A 22,783-nucleotide genomic window follows, 5' to 3' on the forward strand; every position below is an offset into this window, starting at 1 on the left:
TTAAAATTATTTTAATATGTTGTGAATATAATAGGAGTTCCTAAAATCAACTTCCTATCTTCCTCATATGTCATAATGGAGTAATTAAACTGGTAATCACTCTTAAGATTAATTATTCCTGTAGTGCCTTTCTCTAGATTTATTCTTTTGTTTTTCTTTACCTTACTCTTACCAATCGATTTTATAAGTTTTTCTTCAATTTCATCTATATTATTATTCTCTCTAATATTCCCTTTTATATAAGTATAATATTTTATATTTTTCATGTTTTTATTATGAATAACTTGAAAATATTCCTTAATATCATTAAAATCAATTCTATTTTTAGAAACAATTACTATTTGAACTCTACTTTTTGAATTTTCTTCTATTAGATTAATATCTAAATTAAATTGCTCTTTTGAAGTATTTAAATATATCTCATTTTCTTTTTCTACTATACTATCAAAATCTTCAATTTTAATATAATCACTAATATTGTTAAACTCATCTTTTATATTTTCATCTGTAATATATTCTATTTTCATACCATACTCTTCTATATTACAAATTTCCTCTTCCACCTTAGAATAAACTTTGTTATCTAAGTTCATAGTGCTTGGACTAAAAATAAGCGAGAAACAAAATAATGCTGCTATAAAAATATTATTATTCATTAATATACCACCCCTCCAATCTAATTATTGTCAAGAGTAGTATTTTTATACATTTACTTCCTGTTATATTATCAATATATTATAATAATCTGAAAAAGTTCTATTAATTACATAAAAATATTTATTAAGAAGAATAATCATAATAAAAAAAGCATACAGTTTCCTGTATGCTTTATATAAATTACATTTCTTTTAACTTTAATCTAGACATAGCTCTTGCTAAGGCTAACTTAGCTCTCTTTTCATCTAGTTCATCAGTCTTATTTTTTAATCTTTCCTCTGCTCTTTGCTTAGCATTCATAGCTCTTGCCTCATCGATTTCTTCAGGCCATTCTGCTGAATTTACACAAAAAGTAACTTCATTATTTTGAACCTTCATTAATCCTGTTGAAGTAAATAAGTATTTACTTTCACCATTCTCATCATCTATTCTTGTAACAGTAGGAACAGTTGCTGTTAAATAAGGTTGGTGACCAGCTAATATTTCAAACTCACCAACAGCATTTTTACATAAGACTCTTGAAACTTCACCTGAAATAAGAACTCTTTCTGGTGTTGTAACAATTAACTTAAATTTATTCATTTTTATTCACCCCTTTTATTGGGCCATTGCTCTAGCTTTTTCTAGTACTTCTTCTATTGTTCCAGCAAATAAGAAAGCTGATTCAGGAACATTGTCATGTTTACCTTCTAATATTTCTTTGAAACCTCTTATAGTTTCTTTTATTGGAACATATCTACCTTGCATTCCAGTAAATTGCTCTGCTACTGTGAATGGTTGTGATAAGAATTTTTGTATTCTTCTTGCTCTAGCAACTATTAATTTATCTTCATCTGCAAGCTCATCAACACCAAGGATAGCTATGATATCTTGAAGTTCTTTATATCTTTCTAATATATGCTTAACTTTTGAAGCAACTTCATAGTGTTCTTCTCCAACAACTCTTGGGTCTAATATTCTTGATGAAGAATCTAGAGGATCAACAGCTGGGTAAATACCTATTTCAGCTATACTTCTTGATAAAACTGTTTTAGCATCAAGGTGGTTGAATGTTGTAGCTGGAGCTGGGTCAGTTAAGTCATCGGCTGGTACGTATACCGCTTGAACTGATGTAATTGATCCATGGGTAGTTGATGTGATTCTCTCTTGAAGAGCTCCCATCTCTGTAGCAAGAGTTGGTTGGTAACCAACAGCTGATGGTATTCTTCCTAATAAAGCTGAAACCTCTGATCCAGCTTGTGAGAATCTGAATATGTTATCTATGAATAATAACACGTCTTGACCTTGGTCTCTGAAGTACTCAGCCATAGTAAGTCCTGTTAAAGCAACTCTCATTCTTGCTCCAGGTGGTTCGTTCATTTGTCCAAATACTAATGCTGTATTTTTTATAACTCCTGATTCCATCATTTCATAGTAAAGGTCATTACCTTCTCTTGATCTTTCTCCAACTCCTGTGAATACAGAAAGTCCACCGTGCTCTTTAGCTATGTTGTTTATAAGCTCTTGGATAAGAACTGTTTTACCAACACCTGCACCTCCAAATAGACCGATTTTTCCCCCTCTTTGGTAAGGTGCTAAAAGGTCGATAACCTTTATTCCTGTCTCAAACATTTGAGGAACAACTGATTGTTCTTCAAATGATGGAGCTGGTCTATGAATTGGATATTTTTCTTCGTTATTAACTTCAGCTCCACTATCTAGTGGTTTACCTAATACGTTAAATATTCTTCCTAATACGCATTCACCAACTGGTACTGATATAGGTGCTCCTGTATCAACAGCTTCTACACCTCTTCTTAGTCCTTCAGTAGCTTCCATAGCTATAGTTCTAACTATATCGTCTCCTACGTGTTGCTCTACCTCACAAACTAAGATTTTTCCATCGTCCATTTTTATGTGTATTGCATTAAATATATTAGGAAGTTCATCATTTGCAAATTTTATATCTACAACTGGTCCAATAACCTGAACTACTTTACCTATATTATTAGACATTTTGAGTACCTCCTTATTTTTGTGCTTCTGCTCCACCAACGATTTCTGATATCTCTTGTGTTATGATACTTTGTCTTATTCTATTGTACTTAGCATCTAATGAGTTTAATAAATCATCGGCATTTTTAGTTGCTCCGTCCATTGCCTGCATTCTAGCACTTTGTTCACTAGCTTTTGAATTAAACATAGCATTCATGAATTTACCTTTTAAGTATGATGAAACTAATGAATCTATTATTTCATCCTCATCAGGTTCGATTAAGAAAGAAACTTTACCTTTTTCTCCAGTTAAGTCTAGTGGTAATAATTTTTCTTCAACAACCTCTTGCTTAACAGGTGAAAAGAATTTAGTATAAACTAAACTTACTTCTCCAAAATTTCCATCAGTAAATTCTTTAACAGCTTTATTCACTATAGTTGATGCATCACCAACGTTTGGTGTATCTCCTAAATCAACATATTCTGCTAAAGTAGAAATCTTGTTTTTCTTAACATAATGGATACCTTTTTTTCCTACTACTACTGCTTCTATGTTTTCAAGATTATTTTCATAGTTATCTCTTACAAAAGCCGCAGTATTACCATTAAATCCACCACATAATCCTGAATCTGATGCTAATAATATTATTAACTTTTTAGGATTATCATTGGGTTTAAGTAAAGGATTATTATTGCTATTTAATGATCCGATTAATTCTCTAGCAATTTCATCTAGACTACTAAAATATTGATTGTTTTCAGTTAGTTTTTGTCTAGCTTTTCTTAACTTAGAAGTGGCAACAAGTCCCATAGCTTTTGTTATTTTTCTTGTGTTTTTGATACTTTTTATTCTTCTTTTAATTTCTAAAAGTCCTGCACCTGCCATTTAAGCTCCACCTCCATTCTTAAAAATGTGGGCATAGCTTTAATTAAAAAGCTATGCTCTTATTTTACATTAAGAATATTTTTTTAAATTCTACTATAGCACTTTCTAAAGCAGATTTTAATTCATCGTCTAAAACTTTCTTATCTAATATAGCTTTACCAATTTCTCTATGATGAGTATCCATATATTCTAAGAATTCTTTTTCAAATCTCTTAATATCTGAAACTTTGATATCTAGTAAGAAATTGTTAACTGCAGCGTATATTATCATAATTTGTTTTTCAACTGCCATTGGCTTATATTGATCTTGTTTTAAGATCTCGATAAGTCTCTTACCTTTTTCAAGTCTTGCTTGAGTATCTTTATCAAGGTCTGAACCAAATTGAGCAAATGATGCTAACTCTCTATATTGAGCAAGTTCTAGTCTTAATGTACCAGAAACTTGTTTCATTGCTTTTATTTGAGCGTTACCTCCAACCCTTGAAACTGATATACCAGGGTTAACAGCTGGTCTTTGTCCTGCGTTGAATAACTCAGTTTCTAAGAATATCTGTCCATCTGTTATTGATATAACGTTAGTTGGGATATATGCTGTTACGTCTCCTGCTAATGTTTCTATTATTGGAAGTGCTGTTAATGAGCCTCCACCATTTTCTTTTGATAACTTAGCAGCTCTTTCAAGTAATCTTGAATGGATGTAGAATACATCCCCTGGGTAAGCTTCTCTTCCTGGTGGTCTTCTAATTAATAGTGACATTGTTCTATAAGCAACTGCGTGCTTACTTAAGTCATCATATATTATTAATACATGCTTACCTTTATTCATGAAGTATTCACCCATTGTACATCCTGAATATGGTGCAATGTATTGTAATGGAGCTGATTCTGATGCTGATGCAGTTACAACTATTGAATAGTCCATAGCTCCTTCTTCAGTTAAAGTGTTAACTATGTTAGCTACTGTTGATTGTTTTTGTCCAATAGCAACATATATACATATAACATCTTTACCTTTTTGGTTAATTATAGTATCTATAGCTATAGCAGTTTTACCTGTTTGTCTATCTCCTATAATTAACTCCCTTTGTCCTCTACCTATTGGTATCATTGAGTCAATTGCTTTGATACCTGTTTGTAGAGGCTCATTAACAGAACTTCTTTCTAAGATACCTGGTGCTGGTACTTCTATAGCTCTGTATCCATCATTTTTAATAGGACCTTTTCCGTCTATAGGTTGACCTAATGAATTAACAACTCTACCTATTAAGTCCTCTCCTACTGGTACTTCAACTATTTTTCCAGTTCTTTTAACGATGTCTCCTTCTTTTATACCTTCTTCAGATCCTAAAAGAACGCAACCAACGTTATCCTGCTCTAAGTTAAGAGCCATACCGAAAACTTGATTAGGGAATTCAAGAAGTTCACCTTCCATACATTCTTCTAACCCGTAAACTCTGGCAACTCCGTCACCTATCTGTATGATAGTACCAGAATCAACAGTTTCTAACTCTTTTTCATAGTTTTTTATTTCATTCTTGATTATAGAAGTTATTTCTTCTGGTTTAATATGCATAGACTCACCTCTATTCTCTCTTAAGCATTATCTGTTTCATATCGTCAAGTCTAGATTTAACAGTACCATCTATAACATCATCGCCAACTCTGACATAAAGTCCTCCAATGATACTTTTATCTATTTCTTGCTTTAATAAAATTTTCTTTGAGTATTTATTTTCTAACTTTGCTACAAGTCTTGTAACTTCATCTTCTGTTAATGGAACAACACTTTTTACCTCTGCAAGTAAAGTATTGTTTCTCTCTAGATGAATTTTTTCCATTTCTTTTAATTTTTCTCTTAGATAAAGTATTCTATCTTTTTCTATAAGAACCATTAAAAATGAAAGTAACTCATCATCTATTTTTCCTTCAAATATGTTTCTGAAAGTCTTTTTCTTTCTTACAGTACTAATTTGAGGATGTTTTATTATTTCATAAAGTTCATTATTTCCATAAATGATATCACAGATTTCTCTTAAATCATTTAAGTATTCTTCAACTTTATTCTTTTCTTCTGCAACTTCATATAGAGCTAAGGCATATCTACGATCTAAATATTCATACATAATTAGATACCTACCTTTTCAATAAAATCATTTATTAATTCTCTATGTTTAGATTCATCAATAGATTCTCCAAGTGCTTTCTCTGAAAGCATTACAGAAATATCAACTACTTGTTGCTTTAACTCGTATTTTACTTTTTCTTCTTCTCTTTGAATTTCAATATTAGCTCTATTTATTATAGCCTCAGCTTCTCTATGAGCATCATCAACTATTTCTTTATAAATTCTATCAGCTTCTTTTTTCTGTTCTTCTCTAAGCTTTCTGCCTTCTTCTTTAGCAGATTTAAGAATTCTTTCATTATCTAATCTTAATCTTCTTGCTTTTTCTGCATCTTCATCGGCCTTTAAGATAGTTTCATCTATAGCCTCTTGTCTTGCATCGATGGCTCTTTTGATTTTGTCCCAGAAAAAATGTTTTAGTATAAGAATTAATATTATAAAGTTAATGATTGTAGCTAATATTCTCATAAAATCTATTTCCATATATCAATCACAGCCTCCCTTCGGAGTCAATTATATTAACTCTATTATCTTTATTTATTAATTACTACAAGTTCTTAATAAAAAGTACGTAATTTGATATTAAGCAACGAATAATAAGATTATTGAAACAACTAATCCATAGATAGCTGTTGCTTCTGAAAGACCAGCTCCCATGATGAATAAACTTTGAATCTTATCTGATGCTTCTGGTTGTCTTGCAGTTGCCTCTAATGCTCCTGCAGTTGCAATACCTATACCTATTCCTGCTCCTATACCTGCTAATACAGCGATACCTGCTGCTAATAACTTCATATCCATTAAAAATTCCTCCTTTTTCAAATCAAATAAAGTTACTTTGATTTGTTTAATTAACTTTTCTTAGTGATCTGCTATAATTTTAATATTTACCATAGTTAACATAGTAAATACTATCATTTGTATTGTTCCATCAAATACATCGAAGAAACCATGTGCTAGTATTGGCATACCTAATTGAGCAAACCAACTTATGTGTCCTAAACCTGAATACATTAAGTCTATTAATAAGGTAGCTGCTAGCATATTACCGAATAAACGTAGTGCAAGAGATACTGGGAAAATAATTCTCTCCATTAAGTTTAAAGGTAACATTAGTGGATAAGGCTTAAAATATCCTTTGATATATCCTCCAATATGACATCTACGTATAGCATTAACATGAACAACAACAAAGGAAGTAATTGCTAATGCCACTGCAACACTTAAATCTTGAGTAGGAGGTGCAAGCCCTATTAACCCATAAAAGTTTAATACAAGTAGGAATATTGCTAAAGTTCCTATATAAGGCACAAAACCAATATAACTTTCCCCCATGTTGCTCTTTACTAAGTTATAAACTGTTTGATAGATTGATTCTAAAACAACTTGTAACTTACCTGGTTTATTTTTAAGATTTCTAGTTGATAATAAAGCAAAAACTATTATAAGAAGCATTGCTGCCCATTGAAAAATAATTGTACTGCTTATTGTCAAACTACCAATCTTAACTGTAAACAATGGTGCAAAGATATCCACGGAATCACTCCCTTTCTATCTTAGTATTAATTTATATATGTATATAAATATTTATTTATTGTTTTTTATAAGGCCTTATTTTTTTTAGTATAAATAAATATTGATATCTGGTGTAAAATGAATCCTATTAAATAAAATGCTAATTCCTTAACATCTCTCATAAAGATTAGTGTAAATAAAAGAATCAAAAGCATTCTTAATACAAAACTTAATTGTATCTTTAAAGCTCCTCTTCTATTACTTATGACTTTGTTAATTACAATTGCATTTGCTGTAAAATTAATTGTTGCAATTGCACTTCCAACTAAAAAAGCCACCCCAAATCTAAAATTAAATAAACTAATTAATAGGGTTGCTATTATTGTTAATAAAATGTTAGTCTTCGTAATTGAAAAAACTAAACTTTTAATTTTAGCGTTCACATATAACCTCCATAGTTCCGCAATGTTACTTTACTAATTATATTCCCGAATCTAATATTAATAAAATTTAAATTTTGGTTGAATTTATTAATATTCTGATATTTTAAAGTGATTTTAACTATTTCCTTCATTTTTACTCTTAAAAACTCTCATTTACTCTTTTACAAATTATTTATGAATGTTTTTGAATTTATCATTTCATTTTTCTGAATTTTTAAATTACTATATAAGAACTTAAATTAAATTTCGATTACTATTTTCGATTTTGAAATCCTTTTTTAAAAGTTTTTGTTATAAAATTGTATATTTTATAGGGTTTTTTATCAAAAAAATTTTAAACCACTATTAAGAATAAAACATACAACTTAAAAGGTTTTGAATAACCTTTTTAATATTTATTCACATTTTTTTATTTTTTTTTTTCAAAATCTAATATTTTAAATATTTTTCTTTACTTTAATCCTATTTTTTTCTATTCTTCTTACTATTATTCATGTTTTTTATAGGAAATTAAATAAATTATCTGTTTTCTAATATGAATTTTTATTCTCAAATTAGTGCATTTTTTTAAATATATTTTTAAACTTAAACATGAATTTTAAATAATTTTTCACAAAAAAAGATACTATCCCAAGATAGGATAGTATCTTTAAAATATATATTATAATAATGGTAAACTTATTATCTTTCTACTATTAAAGCAGTTCCCATTCCTCCACCTATACAAAGTGTTGCTAAACCTCTCTTAGCATCTCTTTTCATCATTTCGTGAAGTAATGTAACTAATATTCTAGCCCCTGAAGCTCCTACTGGATGTCCTAAAGCTATAGCTCCACCATTTACGTTAACTTTACTCATATCAAATTCTAAATCTTTAGCAACTGCTAAACTTTGAGCTGCAAAAGCTTCATTTGCTTCTATTAAATCAAGATCTGCAACTGTTAATCCAGTTCCTTCTAAAGCTTTTTTAGTAGCATAGAATGGTCCATAACCCATAATTGAAGGATCTAATCCTTTTGAACCATAAGAAACTATTTTACAAATTGGAGTTACTCCTAATTCTTTTGCTTTTTCAGCACTCATAACAACTAATGCAGCAGCACCATCATTTATACCTGATGCATTACCAGCTGTAACTGTACCATCTTTTTTGAATGCTGGTCTTAACTTAGCTAATTTTTCAGCAGTTGTTCCAAATCTAGGGAATTCATCAGTATCAAATACTATTGGATCACCTTTTCTTTGTGGAATTACTACTGGAACTATTTCATCTTTGAATTTTCCAGCTTTTATAGCTGCTTCTGCTTTAATTTGAGAATTTGCAGCAAATTCATCTTGCATTTCTCTAGTTAATCCCCATTGTTCTGCTATATTTTCAGCAGTTATACCCATGTGGTATCCATTAAATGCATCTGTTAAAGCATCATTGACCATAGCATCGACCATTTTTCCATCGCCCATTCTTTGACCAAATCTTGCAGTTCTTAAAACATATGGTCCTTGTGACATGTTTTCCATACCACCAGCTACTATTACGTCAGCATCTCCTGCTTTTATCATTTGAGCTGCTAAAGCAACACATCTTAAACCTGAACCACAAACTTTATTTATTGTCATTGAAGGAATTTCAACTGGTAAACCAGCTTTTACAGCTGCTTGTCTTGCAGGGTTTTGTCCTAATCCAGCTTGAATTACATTTCCCATTAAAACTTCATCAACACATTCTGGTTTTACACCAGCTTTATTTAAAGCTTCTTTAATAACTAAAGCTCCTAAATCTACAGCAGGAACATCCTTTAATGAACCACCAAATGAACCTAATGCTGTTCTTACTGCACTTGCAATAACTACCTCTCTCATATCAAAAACCTCCCATTTAGGTAAAAATTTATCAAAAATCTATATTTTTTCTAACTGATTTAATTATAACCATAAATTTACTAGCTTTCAATATTTTTTGTTAAATTTTAAACAATCTTTTTTATTATTTTTTCTCTTTTCGAAAAAAAAGACAGATAATTTAGCTTTATTATAGAAGTCTTTTATTAAAATTTCTATAATATTCTAAATATCTGTCTATTTATACCATTTATTCAAATTATATTTATTAAACTTTTTAACAAAGTCTTATTTACTTATAAATTCTTCTACTTCTTCATCATTTTTTCCAAAGTAATTTAAAATAGCTTTTACTATTCTTTCAGAAGCCTTACCATCTCCATATGGATTTATAGCTTTACTCATTTTGGCATAAGCTTTTTCATCATTTATAAGTGAATTAGCTTCTTCTAATATTTTTTCAACATCAGTACCAACTAATTTAACTGTTCCTGATTGAACAGCTTCTGGTCTTTCTGTAACATCTCTTAAAACTAATACTGGTTTTCCTAAATGAGGAGCTTCTTCTTGTAATCCACCTGAATCAGTCATAACCATAAAGCATTTATTCATTAAGTTATGAGTTTCTTTTGTATCAAGTGGTGGTAAAAGATGTACTCTTTCTTTACCATCAAGATTTTTATAAACAACATCTTTTACAACTGGATTTAAGTGAACAAGGTAAACTAATTCAACATCTTTATTATCTTCAACTATTTTATTTAAAGCTGTACAGATATTTTCTATACCTTCTCCCCAGTTTTCTCTTCTATGTGCAGTTATCATGATAACTTTTTTGTTTTCAAAATCTATTTTATTTAATTCATCATTTTCAAAAACATAGTTATCTTCTACAGTATGTTCCATAGCATCGATTACAGTGTTACCTGTAATTTTTATGTCATTTTCATTTATTCCTTCTCTTAAAAGGTTAGCTTTTGATCCTTTAGTTGGAGCAAAGTGTAAATCAGCTAAAGCACCTGTTAACTTTCTATTCATTTCCTCTGGGAATGGGAAATATTTATCGAAAGTTCTAAGTCCAGCTTCAACATGGCCTACTCTTATTTGTTGATAGAATGCTGCTAATCCTCCCGCAAAAGTTGTTGTAGTATCACCATGTACAAGTATCATATCTGGTTTTTCTTCTGTAAATACTTTTTCTAATCCTTCTAAAACTCTATTTGTTATTCCAGTAAGAGTTTGACGATTTTTCATTATGTCTAGATCAAAGTCAGGCTTTATATCAAATAGTTCTAAAACTTGATCTAACATTTCTCTATGTTGAGCAGTTACACAAACCTTTGATTCTATTTCCGGTCTTTTTTCTAATTCTTTTACTAATGGAGCCATTTTTATAGCTTCCGGTCTTGTTCCAAAGATAGTTAAAACTTTTATCTTTTCCATGAATCATTTACCTCCAAAAATAATTAATAGCTACTTAAAATTAAGTAGCTATTTAAATTATAACTATTTTGTTCCAAATAGTCTATCTCCTGCATCACCTAATCCAGGAACGATATATCCATGATCATTTAATTTCTCATCAATACATGCAACATATATATCAACATCTGGATGAGCTTTTTGTACAAACTCTATTCCTTCTGGTGAAGAAATTAAACACATAAGTCTTATTTGCTTAGCTCCTCTTTTCTTTAAAAGAGTTATAGCATCTGCAGCTGAACCACCTGTAGCTAACATTGGATCAACAACTATTACATCTCTTTCAGCTATGTCTTGTGGTAACTTACAGAAATATTCTACAGGTTGAAGAGTTTCTTCATCTCTGTATAATCCTATATGCCCTACTTTTGCTGCTGGAATAAGTTGTAGCATACCATCTACCATACCTAATCCTGCTCTTAATATTGGAACTATAGCAACTTTTTTACCAGCTAAAACTTTACATTTAGTTTTACAAACTGGAGTTTCTATTTCTATTTCTTCCATAGGAAGATTTCTTGTTACCTCATAAGCCATAAGCATAGAAACTTCACTTACTAGTTCTCTAAAATCCTTAGACCCTGTATTTTTATCTCTTATAAACGCTAACTTATGTAATATAAGTGGATGTGTTATTTCTGTTACTTTACTCATTGTATCTTCCTCCTAAAATTTATATAAAAATATTTTTTATCAAATTATTTTGAATACTTTTCTTCAATAGCTGTTATTTTATCTATTCTATTTTGGTGTCTTCCACCTTCAAATTCTGAATTTAAGAAAGTATCAACTATATCTAACGCTAATCCTGGTCCTACAACTCTCTCACCCATAGCTAGAATATTTGCATTGTTATGTTGTCTTGTTGCATGAGCACTAAATGTATCAGAACATAATGCTGCTCTTATTCCTGGCACTTTATTTGCTGCTATAGATATTCCTATACCAGTTCCGCAGATTAATATACCATATTCAAATTCTTTTTTAGCTACAGCTTCTGCAACCTGTATAGATATATCAGGGTAATCACAAGAATCTGTGCTGTATGTACCAAAATCTTTTACCTCAATACCTTTTTCTTCTAAATGTTTTATCACTGTGTTTTTTAAATTAAATCCACCATGATCACAACCAATTGCTATTTTCATTTCATTAACCTCCATTATACCTGTTTGTTTTAATATATTATTTTAAAAAAAGTGCTTTTTCAATGACTAATAACACTACTTAATTTAAAAAATTAAATAGTAAGTCAAATAAAAAAGCACTTTTTTTATTAACTGGAAGAACACTAAATAAAGGTATTAAACTTTCAAAAAAAACAAATATAGAATTTTTAAAAAATATAAATTCAAAACAGTTCCTTTTTCTCAAAAGTTTCATTTTTATCTAGCTCCTTCCATATATATTCTTAAACTATTGTTATGTCAAATCCACAGGATTTTTTTAATCTATTCATTATGGCTACACCTAAATCTTTTTCCTCAAAAGCCTCAGTTATTATAACATCTACCCCTAAGTCATCAAAAGCTCTAAGCATTTCAAATAAATTTTTTGTTACAGAAGTTAAGTCTTCTCTAGTTCCTAATGATTTTACTATTCCTTCATTGTACATAGAAATTGTTTCATCAGTTGCCATAATTCCGACTTTTAAATCTTCATCTATGTAATTATGCACTATTTCTTTAATTTTTTCAACCATTTTATTTATTGGACCTTGAACCATTCTAACTTTTGCCTTTGGTGCATAATGTTTATACTTCATTCCCGGTGCCTTAGGTTTTGTGTCTTTGTCTAAAGTAGTTAATATAGCTTTATCTATATATACTCCTTCATCTATGTCCTTTAACATCTCTAAAGTTATGCCTCCAGGTCTTAAAACGCATAAATGTTCACCAGTTGCATCTACTATAGTTGATTCTACTCCTATTTCACTTTTTTTAGCTCCTATTATAAAATCAACTCTTCCATTTAAGTCTTCTTCACATCTTTCTATATCTGTAGGACTTGGTCTTCCTGATATATTAGCTGATGGTGCTGCTATTGGAACTCCTGATAGTTCTATTAGCTTTAAGGCTATTTCATCATTTGGCATTCTAACGCCAACTGTATCTAAACCTGCTGATGTAACATCTGAAACTATATCTTTTTTCTTTAATATTATTGTTAAAGGACCTGGCCAAAATTTATCCATTAACTCCTGTGCATATTTAGGTATTTCAGCAACATATTTATCTATATCTTTTTTATCAGCTATATGTATTATTAAAGGATTATCCTGCGGTCTTCCCTTTGCCACAAAAATCTTTTTAACAGCTTCTCCATCTAAAGCATTTGCGCCTAATCCATAAACTGTTTCAGTAGGAAATGCCCCAATACCACCATTTTTTATTATTTCAGCGGCTTCCTCTAAATATTTTATATCTTTATCTATATCTTTTATGAATTGTACTTTTGTTTTCATAAAACAATATCACCTTCATCTTTTATAAATTCTTCTGACCTCTTGCGATCTTTATATTTTCAATACTATCATTTGTATAAGTTGCTGTAACACAATTTTTATAAATGTCATCTAAAAGTTTAAATTTCTTTAAAGCCCCTCTTTTTATTATTATATAATACCATTGTGTTTCCTTGTTTAATTTAATCATCTTATTATAATCCTTGCTTAGTCCAGGATGAACTTTACAAAAGTACTCTCCTACTTGCTTTCCAAATTTACCTTTTCTTCCTTTGTTAGTAAAGACAATTATAATTTTCATATCTTCAAGTTCATTTTCTGTATGAACTAAACCTACTCTATCGCAGTATATATACTTATATTTAGATAACACATTAGGTTTTATTCTTAGAATTCCATTTTCACAAGTATATTCTAATCTTATATTATTAAAATTTTTAATCATAACAATAACTATAAAAATTTCTAAAAAGATTAAATATACTATAAGAAAATCCTTATAAACTTCAAAAAAACAAACCAAAAGAGGTAATAATATTAGAAGTATTACCATAACAAACATGAATCTTTTATATGATTTTTTTTGTTTTTTTATAGCTTTATCTATATCCATAATTATATTCCTCTTTAATTACCATTTTAAAACTATGTATTTTTAAAGCCTTACATTATTCATGTAAGGCTTTGTATATTAAAATTCAGTATTACCCATTGCTTTCATCTTTTGAGCTTGATCTTCAGTAATTAGAGCATTTAATATTTCGTCTATGTCACCTTCTAAGAAACTATCTAATTTATATAAAGTCATGTTTATTCTGTGATCAGTTACTCTTCCTTGTGGATAGTTGTAAGTTCTTATTCTTTCACTTCTATCTCCAGTACCAACCTGACTCTTTCTATCTTCAGCAATACCAGCTAATCTTTCAGCTTCAGCTTGCTCGAATAATCTTGCTCTTAATACTTTCATAGCTTTTTCTTTATTTTTAAGCTGTGATTTTTCATCCTGACATGAAACAACTAATCCTGAAGGTAAGTGAGTTATTCTTACAGCTGAATCAGTTGTGTTAACGCACTGACCACCATTACCTGATGCTCTAAATACGTCTATTTTAATATCTTTATCGTTTATTTCTATTTCTACATCATCAACTTCTGGTAAAACAGCTACTGTAGCAGTTGAAGTATGTATTCTTCCTGAACTTTCTGTATCAGGAACCCTTTGAACTCTGTGTGCTCCACTCTCATATTTAAGTTTTGAATAAGCACCTGCTCCTTTTATCATGAATACAACCTCTTTGAAACCTCCAATGTCAGTTTCATTTGCACTCATTAGTTCAACTTTCCATCTATTCTTTTCAGCGTATTTAGTGTACATTCTGAAAAGATTAGCTGCAAATAGTGCTGCTTCATCTCCACCAGCACCACCTCTGATTTCAACAAATACGTTTTTATCATCATTAGGATCTTTTGGTAGTAAAAGAATTTGTATTTCGTCCTCTAATTCTTTTTTTCTTTCTGTTAAGTCCTTGATTTCAGAGTTTATCATTTCTCTCATTTCTTGATCACTTTCTTCTGAAAGCATCTCTTTGTTAGCTTCTAATTCTTCTGTCGCTTCTTTGTACTCTTTGTACTTATTAACTATAACTTCTAAGTCAGCGTGTTCCTTACAAAGCTTTCTCCACTCTTTTTGGTTAGCCATTATTGAAGGATCACTAATCTTAACTGAAAGTTCATCATATTTATTTTCAATAAAATTTAATCTATCAAGTATCATCTATTATCACTCCGTATACAGATTTTCATATTTTACAATTATAGCACACTACTATGCTATCTTTCAAGGCTTACTCTTCCTATAACACATCTATCTAAACCAGCTAAATCTTTTATGACCTTAACATCGTAGTATCCTTTTTCAATCATAAGATTTTTAACATCCTCACCTTGATCATGTCCTATTTCAAAAGCTAATATACCATTTTCTTTTAATATTTCTAAAGATTCATCAATAATTCTTCTATAGAATATTAAACCATCTTCTCCCCCATCTAAAGCTAAGTGCGGCTCATAATCCTTAACATCTTCCATTAAAGTATTTATGACTTCCGTTCTTATATATGGTGGATTAGAAACTAGAATATCATACTTATTTCCTTTTTTAATGACCTCACTTAAAAGATCACTCTTAATAAAGCCACATCTTTTTGATAATTCTAATTCTCTTATATTTTTTCTTGTAACTTTTTCTGGTATATCATCTATATCTACTAAATCTACAATAATATTTTTTCTATAATTAGCTAAAGATAAGCCTATAGCTCCACTTCCACAACATAAATCACATACATTAATCTCTGCATCTTCATCTATATTGTTTAATACTTCCTCTACAATTATTTCAGTATCTCCTCTTGGAATTAAAACTCCTTCTTCTACATAAAAATCTAATCCCATAAATTCGCAAGTTCCTAAAATATATTGCATAGGCATTTTTGATTTTCTTTTTTCTAATAAGTTTAAGAAATGTATTTCATCTGACTTTTTAACTTCTTCACTTTTATTCGTTATAAGCCATATTTTATCTTTTTCTAAAACTTTTCCTAATAATAATTGAGTATCTAATATATATGTATCTATACCCACTTCTTTTAAAGTTTCATTTCCTAAATTTAACAATTCTCCAACTTTTTTATTTGGTTCTTTCAATCCTTCAGCCCTCCTTAAAGAAGCTATCGCTACTTCAATTTGTGAATCATCAGGCTCCCTTGTAGTCAATTTTTGCAATTGTAATCCTGGCGCTGCTATTATCTTTGCAAAATTTCCTTGAGATTTGCCAAGCCATCTTATAAGTTCATAAGTTATTCCTGATATTACTGGTAACATTGCTACTCTTATAGCCGTTCTCTGAGCAACTGAATCCCATTTAGTAAAGGAAAATATAAATATACTTACAATAGCAACTAAAAACAGAAAGTTTGTTCCACATCTAGGATGAAATCTAGGATATTTTCTTACATTTTCAACTGTAAGTTCATCTTCATTTTCATAACAGAATATAGTCTTATGTTCTGCTCCATGATATTGAAATACTCTTTCTATATCATCTACTTTTCCCATTAAGTACATGTATCCTAAAAGCATACCAATACTTATGATTCCTTCAATAGCACTTAAACTCCAATCTGGAAGATTAAGTTTTTTAAGTAAAAAAGTAATTCCAGTTGGTATTGCTACAAATAAAATTATGGCAAATACAAAGGAAAGCATAATTGTAAGTGTAATTATTACATTATTAGCTTTTTCACCAAATTTATTATTTAACCAATCTTCAAATTTAGATGGTTCTGTATCATCAAAAAAACTTGCTGAATAATTTAATGATTTTAATCCTACAATTAAAGACTCTATAAGAGTTACAAATCCTCTTATAAAAGGTAGTCCTAAAATTTTATTTTTCTTTGTATATGGTATAGTTTTTTCAAAAGAAACCTCTATATCTCCCTCTGGAGTTCTAACTGCTGTGGCTGTTCCTTTTGATCCCCTCATCATAACGCCTTCTAATACTGCTTGACCGCCTACTTGGCATTTTCTCATAATTTGAACCCTATCCTTTCATTAACTACTTATCAGAATCCTTACCATATTTATATTTAAAATAGCATTGTCCACATAGAGATTGATATTCTACATTATCAACTAAATCTATAGCCACTTGTTCTCCTTCAAATGTGAACTTTCCATTTATCATTCTTCCATTTAATATAGCTTTTCTTCCACATCTACATATAGTTTTCATTTCTTCTATACTATGTGCTAATAATAAAAGTCTTTCACTTCCTTCAAACCCATTCATTTGGAAGTCTGTTCTTAATCCGTAACAAATTACTGGTATTCCCTTACCAACTGCAATTTCAAATAATTCATCTATGTGATGAGCTTTTAAAAATTGAACTTCATCAACTATTATACAATCTATTTTTCTTCCTTTTTCAAGTCTATCTTCAATTGTTTCTATAATATTCTCATCATTATCTATTAAAATATCTACAACTCTCTCAACACCTAGTCTTGAAACAACCTTATCTCCACCTTTTTTATCAGTAGATGGTTTAATTATTATAACTTCCATACCTCTTTCCTCATAGTTATGTGCTACTTGCATAAGGTGTGTAGATTTACCTGAATTCATAGCTCCGTATCTAAAATATAATTTGCTCATTTTAACTTTAAACTCCTTATCCTTTTATAATATTCTAAATATGATTATAACTTAAATAAGAAAGCTTTTAAACTATTGACGATTAAATATCCCCATGATATACTTGTTAATAGTTGTTTAGCAACATTTTTTTATTTTTGAAAGAGGTGAATTACATGAGACAAGGCATACATCCAGAATACCATCACGATACAGTGGTTAAGTGTGCATGTGGAAACACTTTCACAACTGGTTCAGTTAAACCAGAACTTAAAGTTGAAATATGCTCTAAGTGCCACCCATTCTTCACAGGAAAACAAAAAATCGTTGATGTTGGCGGAAGAGTTGATAAATTCAACAAGAGATTTAATCTTAATAAATAATTTCTTTATGGGAAAGACTCAAATCTTTCCCATTTTTGTTTATAAGGCATATTTTTCAAATAAAGTTTGTTTTTGCAAATAGATTTTTAGTAAAAGTGAGTGGATATGATGAAAAAAGTTCTTATTTTAAGTACATCTACTGGTTATGGTCATAATCAAGCAGCTAACTCTTTAATGGAACTTATAAAGAATGATGATACAGAAATTCTTGTACACGATTTTCTTAAGGAGAACCGTTTCTTTGATAGATCAATAGTAAATGGATACGATTTATGTGCAAGTTCCCTTGGAACTCTTTATGGTCTACTTTACAAAATTAGTAATATAAAATTTATAAATAATTTAGTTAGTTTTTTATTTTTGCCAGTTGCAAATAAATTAGCTAAATTTATTGATAGTTTTAATCCAGATTTAATAATTACAACCCATCCTTTAGCAGTAAGTATTCTTTCTTATTTAAAGAAAAGACAAATTATAAAAGTACCAGTTATTTCTGTTGTTACTGATTTTAAATGTCATTATACTTATGTTTCTAAAATAATTGATCATTACATAGTTGCTTGTGATTTTACAAAAGAAAATCTAGCCTCAAAGGGAATACCTAAAGAAAAAATATCTCCTTTTGGTATACCTGTAAAGCAAGATTTTTATAAAGAAGATTACCATAACTATGTAGAAAATATTATCCAATCACCATTAAATATTCTTTTAATGGGAGGCGGTATGGGGTTAGATAACATATCTAAAGTATTAAAAACCCTAATCAAAAATGAGAACCCTTTAAATTTAACTATTGTTTGTGGAAACAACGCTGAGTTAAAGAAAGAATTGTGTAAAGAATATGGGCATATAAAGGGTAATAAAAAGTTAAATATTTTAGGATACACAAATGAAATACCTAAGATAATGAAAAGTTCGGATTTAATTATTACAAAACCTGGTGGACTAACTACTACAGAATCACTTTTAAGTCATTTACCAATGATAATTCCATTTATAATTCCAGGTCAAGAAAGTGAAAATAGAGAATTTTTATCTAAAAGTAATTGTGCAATTACTATCAACCACTTGGAAGAATTAAATAAGGTAATTAATGATTTAAATAAAGATAATGATAAATTAATTAATATGAGAAAAAGTATTTTAGATGTATTAAGTTCTTATTCTCTAGAAGGGACAATTAAACTTTGCACTAAGATGCTAAATGATTCTTATAATAAAAGAAGATATTAAAGTTTATAGACTTTAATATCTTCTTTTGTTTTGAAAACTTATTTAATTTTCTAAATTGCTTTTTAAAACAACTTGTAAAAACTCTTTATTATTTTTTGTTTTTGATAATAAATTTATAAGCTTTTCAGCTACATCCTCTATATTATTTTCCTTTTGTAATACTCTTCTTATTTTATATGAAGCTTCTCTTTCTTCTTCATTAAATAATAAATCTTCTTTTCTAGTACCAGATTTATAAATATCTATAGCTGGGAATATTCTTCTCTCTTGAAGCTTTCTATCTAAGTGTACCTCCATATTTCCAGTACCCTTAAACTCTTCAAAAATCATATCATCCATTCTACTTCCTGTATCAACTAAAGAAGTTGCTAAAATTGTTAAACTTCCGCCCTCTTCTAAATTTCTAGCTGCTCCAAAGAATTTCTTAGGCATTATAAGTGCCCCTGGATCTAGTCCCCCTGATAAAGTTCTTCCAGATGGAGTAACTGTTAAGTTATAGGCTCTTGATAATCTTGTTAAAGAATCCATTAAGATAACTACATCTCTTCCTTGTTCAACCATTCTTTTAGCTCTTTCTAATACTATACTTGAAACTTTAGCATGGTTTTGTGGTTCTTCATCAAAAGTTGAATAGATTACTTCTCCATCTATACTTCTCTTCATATCCGTTACTTCTTCTGGTCTTTCATCTATTAAAAGTACTATAAGTTTAACTTCAGGATTATTTTTTGATATGTTTTGAGCTATTCTTTTTAAAAGAGTTGTTTTTCCAGCCTTAGGTGGTGCAACTATCATCCCCCTTTGTCCCTTACCTATTGGACAAATTATATCCATAAGTCTTGAACTTAAATCTCTTCCATTTTCAGTCTCAAGTCTTAATCTCTCTTTTGGATATATTGGTGTTAACTCTTCAAATTTTTTTCTTCCAACTGCTTTTTCAGGACTTTCACCATTTACTCTCTCTACATAAAGTAAAGCTTTAAACTTTTCTCCATCCTTTGGTATTCTAACTTTACCTTGGACTTCGTCCCCAGTTCTTAATCCAAATCTTCTTATTTGTGATGGAGAAACATATATATCATCTTCACTTGTTAAATAATTTCTACATCTTAAAAAACCAAAATTATTATTATCTAGTATTTCAAGTATTCCCTTAGCAGAGTCTGATGAACTTATCATGTCCTTTAATTGCTCTTTTTTTCCTTCATCATTTGAATTATTATAATTACTATTATTGTTATTATAATTATTGCTATTTCTAACTACTCTTTCACCAGAAAAACTTTCTTTATTTCCACCTTGCTCTTTTTGAGATATTTTTTCTCTTAAAATAACACCATCTTTATGTATTACTTTAGTATTGCTATTTTGTTTATTGAATTCAGCTTTTAATTCCTCAATTAATTCGCTTTTTTTCTTTTTACTTATATTTTTTATTCCTAATTCTTTAGCCTGCTCTTTTAGCTGAACTAAAGTCATATTTTCATATTGTTCTATATTCAATTTAAGCACCTCCTGCTTTTTTAATTAGTGGAATAAGGTAAAGAAAAGTTGTTTTAGATTGCCTTAAGACTTTTATATATAGAAACTTTCGAATATCCTATTTAAAAATGTATAAATTTCTTATGTTAAATATTTATATTATTATCATATCACATAAAATCTAATCTACATATAGTATATTTTTATAAGATTTTATTTCTAATATTATTAAATAAAAAAAGGACACCTAACATTTAAGTTAGATATCCTTAATATTTCTAAAATTATTTATTGTTTAATGCAGCACCAACAAATCCTACGAATAATGGGTGAGGTCTGTTTGGTCTTGATTTTAACTCTGGATGATATTGAACTGCTACGAACCAAGGATGATCCTTAACTTCTACACACTCAACCAATCTTCCATCTGGTGAAGTACCAGCTATAGTTAATCCGCTTTCTATTAATTGAGTTCTGTACTCATTGTTGAACTCATATCTATGTCTATGTCTTTCGTAGATTAAATCTGAAGCATAAACATCCTTACAGAATGTATTATCTTCTAATTTACATGGATATAATCCTAATCTCATTGTTCCACCTAAATCCTCAACATCTTTTTGCTCAGGCATTAAGTCGATTACTGGGAATGGAGTTTCTGGATTTAACTCTGATGAATGAGCTCCTTCTAATCCTAATACGTTTCTAGCGTATTCTATAACAGCACATTGCATTCCTAAGCATATTCCTAAGAATGGTTTCTTGTTTTCTCTAGCCCATCTTATAGCTTCGATCTTTCCTTCTACTCCTCTGTCTCCGAATCCACCTGGAACTAGAACTCCATCTACTCCACTTAATAATTCATCAACATTTTCTTTAGTTACATCTTCAGCATTTATCCACTCTATTTCAACATTAGTGTCATTGCTTAATCCACCATGATTTAAAGCTTCAACTACTGATATGTATGCATCATGTAACTCAACATATTTACCAACTAAAGCAATCTTAGTTGTATGAGTTAAGTGAGTTATTCTATGAACCATGTCTATCCATTCAGCATTATCTATGTCTCTGCATCCAAGACCTAATTTTTCACAAACTAATCTATCTAATCCTTCTTTGTGTAACATTAGAGGAACAGCGTATAAATGCTCTGCATCTAAGTTTTGGATAACTTCGCTTGCATCTATATTACAGAATAATCCGATTTTCTTTTTGATATCTTCTGATAATTCTTTTTCTGATCTACAAACTATTATGTCTGGTTGAATTCCTATACTTCTTAACTCTTTAACTGAGTGTTGAGTTGGTTTTGTTTTTAACTCACCAGCTTTTCCTAAGTAAGGTACTAATGTAACATGTATGAAACAAACATTTTCTTTACCTACATCATACTTGATTTGTCTTATAGCTTCTAAGAAAGGTAATGATTCGATATCACCTATTGTTCCACCGATCTCAGTGATTACTACATCTACATCTCTTTCTTTTCCTACTCTATGTACTCTATCTTTTATAGCATTAGTTATGTGAGGTATAACTTGTACAGTACCTCCTAAGTATTCACCTTTTCTCTCTTTTGATATTACTGACCAGTAAACTCTACCTGAAGTAACGTTTGAGTTTTGAGTTAAGTTTTCATCTATGAATCTTTCATAGTGACCTAAGTCTAAGTCTGTTTCAGCACCATCATCAGTTACGAAAACTTCTCCATGTTGGTATGGGCTCATTGTACCTGGGTCAATGTTTAGGTATGGATCAAATTTTTGAATACTTACACTTAATCCTCTGTTTTTTAATAATCTTCCTAATGAAGCAGCTGTTATTCCTTTTCCTAATGAAGAAACAACTCCACCTGTTACAAATACATACTTAGTATTTTTGCTCATATCTCTTCCTCCTAATGTAAATTTATTCTTGACATCGTTCTTTATTTCATTTATAATGATAATTACCTCATTTAGAATGGGTTTTTTATTGCTTGTTTTAATAACATAGTAGATATTCTATCAAAAGTTAATGTAGAAGTCTAGTACTTTTTTTGTGTTTTTTAAATTTTTTATTTATAGAACGTTTACTATTTATATTTTGCTCACATTTAA

Annotated in this window: 23 protein-coding genes; 2 read left to right on the forward strand and 21 right to left on the reverse strand. The window is 29.6% G+C overall.

Annotated elements, in window-relative coordinates:
- Nucleotides 1-11: 11 nt before the first annotated feature.
- The 19 genes from CPF_RS11945 to CPF_RS12035 all read right to left on the reverse strand — a co-directional run bounded on the left by CPF_RS11945 (nt 12) and on the right by CPF_RS12035 (nt 17,601).
- Nucleotides 12-656, reverse strand: coding sequence for a hypothetical protein (locus tag CPF_RS11945; RefSeq protein ID WP_003457349.1), 645 nt, complete (start codon nt 654-656; stop codon nt 12-14).
- 181 nt (nt 657-837) lie between these two features.
- Entirely contained in the window at nt 838-1,239 is a 402-nt protein-coding gene (locus tag CPF_RS11950; protein ID WP_003452358.1) for a F0F1 ATP synthase subunit epsilon, read from the reverse strand.
- 15 nt (nt 1,240-1,254) lie between these two features.
- On the reverse strand, nt 1,255-2,652 hold the full coding sequence (gene atpD, locus CPF_RS11955; RefSeq protein ID WP_003452277.1) for a F0F1 ATP synthase subunit beta: 1,398 nt from the start codon (nt 2,650-2,652) through the stop codon (nt 1,255-1,257).
- 13 nt (nt 2,653-2,665) lie between these two features.
- A complete protein-coding gene (gene atpG, locus CPF_RS11960; protein ID WP_003452288.1) occupies nt 2,666-3,517 on the reverse strand; it encodes an ATP synthase F1 subunit gamma in 852 nt (283 codons plus the stop codon).
- A 64-nt stretch (nt 3,518-3,581) separates the two neighbouring features.
- Nucleotides 3,582-5,090 (reverse strand): F0F1 ATP synthase subunit alpha, encoded by a 1,509-nt coding sequence (gene atpA / locus CPF_RS11965; protein WP_003452357.1) that lies wholly within the window; start codon nt 5,088-5,090, stop codon nt 3,582-3,584.
- A gap of 10 nt (nt 5,091-5,100) precedes the next feature.
- On the reverse strand, nt 5,101-5,640 hold the full coding sequence (locus CPF_RS11970) for a F0F1 ATP synthase subunit delta (protein ID WP_003457416.1): 540 nt from the start codon (nt 5,638-5,640) through the stop codon (nt 5,101-5,103).
- A 2-nt stretch (nt 5,641-5,642) separates the two neighbouring features.
- Nucleotides 5,643-6,122 (reverse strand): F0F1 ATP synthase subunit B, encoded by a 480-nt coding sequence (locus tag CPF_RS11975; protein WP_003452454.1) that lies wholly within the window; start codon nt 6,120-6,122, stop codon nt 5,643-5,645.
- A 99-nt stretch (nt 6,123-6,221) separates the two neighbouring features.
- Nucleotides 6,222-6,440, reverse strand: a complete 219-nt coding sequence (atpE, locus tag CPF_RS11980; protein WP_003452423.1) for an ATP synthase F0 subunit C — start codon at nt 6,438-6,440, stop codon at nt 6,222-6,224.
- Nucleotides 6,441-6,500: 60 nt separating this feature from the next.
- Nucleotides 6,501-7,175, reverse strand: coding sequence for a F0F1 ATP synthase subunit A (locus CPF_RS11985; RefSeq protein WP_003452429.1), 675 nt, complete (start codon nt 7,173-7,175; stop codon nt 6,501-6,503).
- 65 nt (nt 7,176-7,240) lie between these two features.
- Nucleotides 7,241-7,597 carry an ATP synthase subunit I gene (locus tag CPF_RS11990; protein ID WP_003482158.1) on the reverse strand — a complete coding sequence of 119 codons (357 nt, stop codon included), beginning with the start codon at nt 7,595-7,597 and terminating at the stop codon, nt 7,241-7,243.
- Nucleotides 7,598-8,278: 681 nt separating this feature from the next.
- The gene (locus CPF_RS11995) at nt 8,279-9,457 is read right to left on the reverse strand and encodes an acetyl-CoA C-acetyltransferase (protein WP_003457425.1); all 1,179 of its coding nucleotides are present in this window, start codon (nt 9,455-9,457) and stop codon (nt 8,279-8,281) included.
- 267 nt (nt 9,458-9,724) lie between these two features.
- Complete coding sequence (gene wecB, locus CPF_RS12000; RefSeq protein ID WP_003452343.1) at nt 9,725-10,879, reverse strand: non-hydrolyzing UDP-N-acetylglucosamine 2-epimerase; 1,155 nt, start codon at nt 10,877-10,879, stop codon at nt 9,725-9,727.
- 63 nt (nt 10,880-10,942) lie between these two features.
- Nucleotides 10,943-11,572 (reverse strand): uracil phosphoribosyltransferase, encoded by a 630-nt coding sequence (gene upp, locus CPF_RS12005; protein WP_003452430.1) that lies wholly within the window; start codon nt 11,570-11,572, stop codon nt 10,943-10,945.
- Nucleotides 11,573-11,616: 44 nt separating this feature from the next.
- Entirely contained in the window at nt 11,617-12,066 is a 450-nt protein-coding gene (gene rpiB, locus CPF_RS12010) for a ribose 5-phosphate isomerase B (RefSeq protein ID WP_003457391.1), read from the reverse strand.
- A 263-nt stretch (nt 12,067-12,329) separates the two neighbouring features.
- On the reverse strand, nt 12,330-13,382 hold the full coding sequence (locus CPF_RS12015; protein ID WP_003457388.1) for an L-threonylcarbamoyladenylate synthase: 1,053 nt from the start codon (nt 13,380-13,382) through the stop codon (nt 12,330-12,332).
- Nucleotides 13,383-13,404: 22 nt separating this feature from the next.
- Nucleotides 13,405-13,995: a hypothetical protein gene (locus CPF_RS12020; RefSeq protein WP_003452379.1), complete on the reverse strand. Its 591-nt coding sequence runs from the start codon at nt 13,993-13,995 to the stop codon at nt 13,405-13,407.
- Nucleotides 13,996-14,073: 78 nt separating this feature from the next.
- A complete protein-coding gene (gene prfA / locus CPF_RS12025; RefSeq protein ID WP_003452315.1) occupies nt 14,074-15,156 on the reverse strand; it encodes a peptide chain release factor 1 in 1,083 nt (360 codons plus the stop codon).
- Nucleotides 15,157-15,212: 56 nt separating this feature from the next.
- Complete coding sequence (gene prmC, locus CPF_RS12030) at nt 15,213-16,976, reverse strand: peptide chain release factor N(5)-glutamine methyltransferase (protein ID WP_003457428.1); 1,764 nt, start codon at nt 16,974-16,976, stop codon at nt 15,213-15,215.
- Between the two features lie 25 nt (nt 16,977-17,001).
- Entirely contained in the window at nt 17,002-17,601 is a 600-nt protein-coding gene (locus tag CPF_RS12035; RefSeq protein ID WP_003452353.1) for a thymidine kinase, read from the reverse strand.
- Between the two features lie 155 nt (nt 17,602-17,756).
- Here CPF_RS12035 and rpmE point away from each other — a divergent pair, with 155 nt between their 5' ends.
- Together rpmE and CPF_RS12045 are read left to right on the forward strand one after the other, a co-directional pair.
- On the forward strand, nt 17,757-17,963 hold the full coding sequence (gene rpmE / locus CPF_RS12040; RefSeq protein WP_003452406.1) for a 50S ribosomal protein L31: 207 nt from the start codon (nt 17,757-17,759) through the stop codon (nt 17,961-17,963).
- A 108-nt stretch (nt 17,964-18,071) separates the two neighbouring features.
- Nucleotides 18,072-19,196, forward strand: a complete 1,125-nt coding sequence (locus tag CPF_RS12045; protein WP_003457423.1) for an MGDG synthase family glycosyltransferase — start codon at nt 18,072-18,074, stop codon at nt 19,194-19,196.
- A gap of 42 nt (nt 19,197-19,238) precedes the next feature.
- Here CPF_RS12045 and rho read toward each other — a convergent pair whose 3' ends face one another.
- Together rho and CPF_RS12055 are read right to left on the reverse strand one after the other, a co-directional pair.
- Nucleotides 19,239-20,699: a transcription termination factor Rho gene (rho, locus tag CPF_RS12050; protein WP_003452426.1), complete on the reverse strand. Its 1,461-nt coding sequence runs from the start codon at nt 20,697-20,699 to the stop codon at nt 19,239-19,241.
- A gap of 263 nt (nt 20,700-20,962) precedes the next feature.
- A complete protein-coding gene (locus CPF_RS12055; RefSeq protein WP_003452392.1) occupies nt 20,963-22,570 on the reverse strand; it encodes a CTP synthase in 1,608 nt (535 codons plus the stop codon).
- Nucleotides 22,571-22,783: the final 213 nt, after the last annotated feature.

The sequence above is a fragment of the Clostridium perfringens ATCC 13124 genome, from assembly GCF_000013285.1.
GTDB classification, from domain to species: Bacteria; Bacillota; Clostridia; order Clostridiales; family Clostridiaceae; genus Sarcina; species Sarcina perfringens.

What these genes read in the sequence shown, in the direction of transcription:
- CPF_RS11945 (WP_003457349.1), bottom strand. Translation starts at nt 656, where the DNA reads ATGAATAATAATATTTTTATAGCAGCATTATTTTGTTTCTCGCTTATT.
- CPF_RS11950 (WP_003452358.1), bottom strand. Translation starts at nt 1,239, where the DNA reads ATGAATAAATTTAAGTTAATTGTTACAACACCAGAAAGAGTTCTTATT.
- atpD (WP_003452277.1), bottom strand. Translation starts at nt 2,652, where the DNA reads ATGTCTAATAATATAGGTAAAGTAGTTCAGGTTATTGGACCAGTTGTA.
- atpG (WP_003452288.1), bottom strand. Translation starts at nt 3,517, where the DNA reads ATGGCAGGTGCAGGACTTTTAGAAATTAAAAGAAGAATAAAAAGTATC.
- atpA (WP_003452357.1), bottom strand. Translation starts at nt 5,090, where the DNA reads ATGCATATTAAACCAGAAGAAATAACTTCTATAATCAAGAATGAAATA.
- CPF_RS11970 (WP_003457416.1), bottom strand. Translation starts at nt 5,640, where the DNA reads ATGTATGAATATTTAGATCGTAGATATGCCTTAGCTCTATATGAAGTT.
- CPF_RS11975 (WP_003452454.1), bottom strand. Translation starts at nt 6,122, where the DNA reads ATGGAAATAGATTTTATGAGAATATTAGCTACAATCATTAACTTTATA.
- atpE (WP_003452423.1), bottom strand. Translation starts at nt 6,440, where the DNA reads ATGGATATGAAGTTATTAGCAGCAGGTATCGCTGTATTAGCAGGTATA.
- CPF_RS11995 (WP_003457425.1), bottom strand. Translation starts at nt 9,457, where the DNA reads ATGAGAGAGGTAGTTATTGCAAGTGCAGTAAGAACAGCATTAGGTTCA.
- wecB (WP_003452343.1), bottom strand. Translation starts at nt 10,879, where the DNA reads ATGGAAAAGATAAAAGTTTTAACTATCTTTGGAACAAGACCGGAAGCT.
- upp (WP_003452430.1), bottom strand. Translation starts at nt 11,572, where the DNA reads ATGAGTAAAGTAACAGAAATAACACATCCACTTATATTACATAAGTTA.
- rpiB (WP_003457391.1), bottom strand. Translation starts at nt 12,066, where the DNA reads ATGAAAATAGCAATTGGTTGTGATCATGGTGGATTTAATTTAAAAAAC.
- CPF_RS12015 (WP_003457388.1), bottom strand. Translation starts at nt 13,382, where the DNA reads ATGAAAACAAAAGTACAATTCATAAAAGATATAGATAAAGATATAAAA.
- CPF_RS12020 (WP_003452379.1), bottom strand. Translation starts at nt 13,995, where the DNA reads ATGGATATAGATAAAGCTATAAAAAAACAAAAAAAATCATATAAAAGA.
- prfA (WP_003452315.1), bottom strand. Translation starts at nt 15,156, where the DNA reads ATGATACTTGATAGATTAAATTTTATTGAAAATAAATATGATGAACTT.
- prmC (WP_003457428.1), bottom strand. Translation starts at nt 16,976, where the DNA reads ATGAGAAAATGCCAAGTAGGCGGTCAAGCAGTATTAGAAGGCGTTATG.
- CPF_RS12035 (WP_003452353.1), bottom strand. Translation starts at nt 17,601, where the DNA reads ATGAGCAAATTATATTTTAGATACGGAGCTATGAATTCAGGTAAATCT.
- rpmE (WP_003452406.1), top strand. Translation starts at nt 17,757, where the DNA reads ATGAGACAAGGCATACATCCAGAATACCATCACGATACAGTGGTTAAG.
- CPF_RS12045 (WP_003457423.1), top strand. Translation starts at nt 18,072, where the DNA reads ATGAAAAAAGTTCTTATTTTAAGTACATCTACTGGTTATGGTCATAAT.
- CPF_RS12055 (WP_003452392.1), bottom strand. Translation starts at nt 22,570, where the DNA reads ATGAGCAAAAATACTAAGTATGTATTTGTAACAGGTGGAGTTGTTTCT.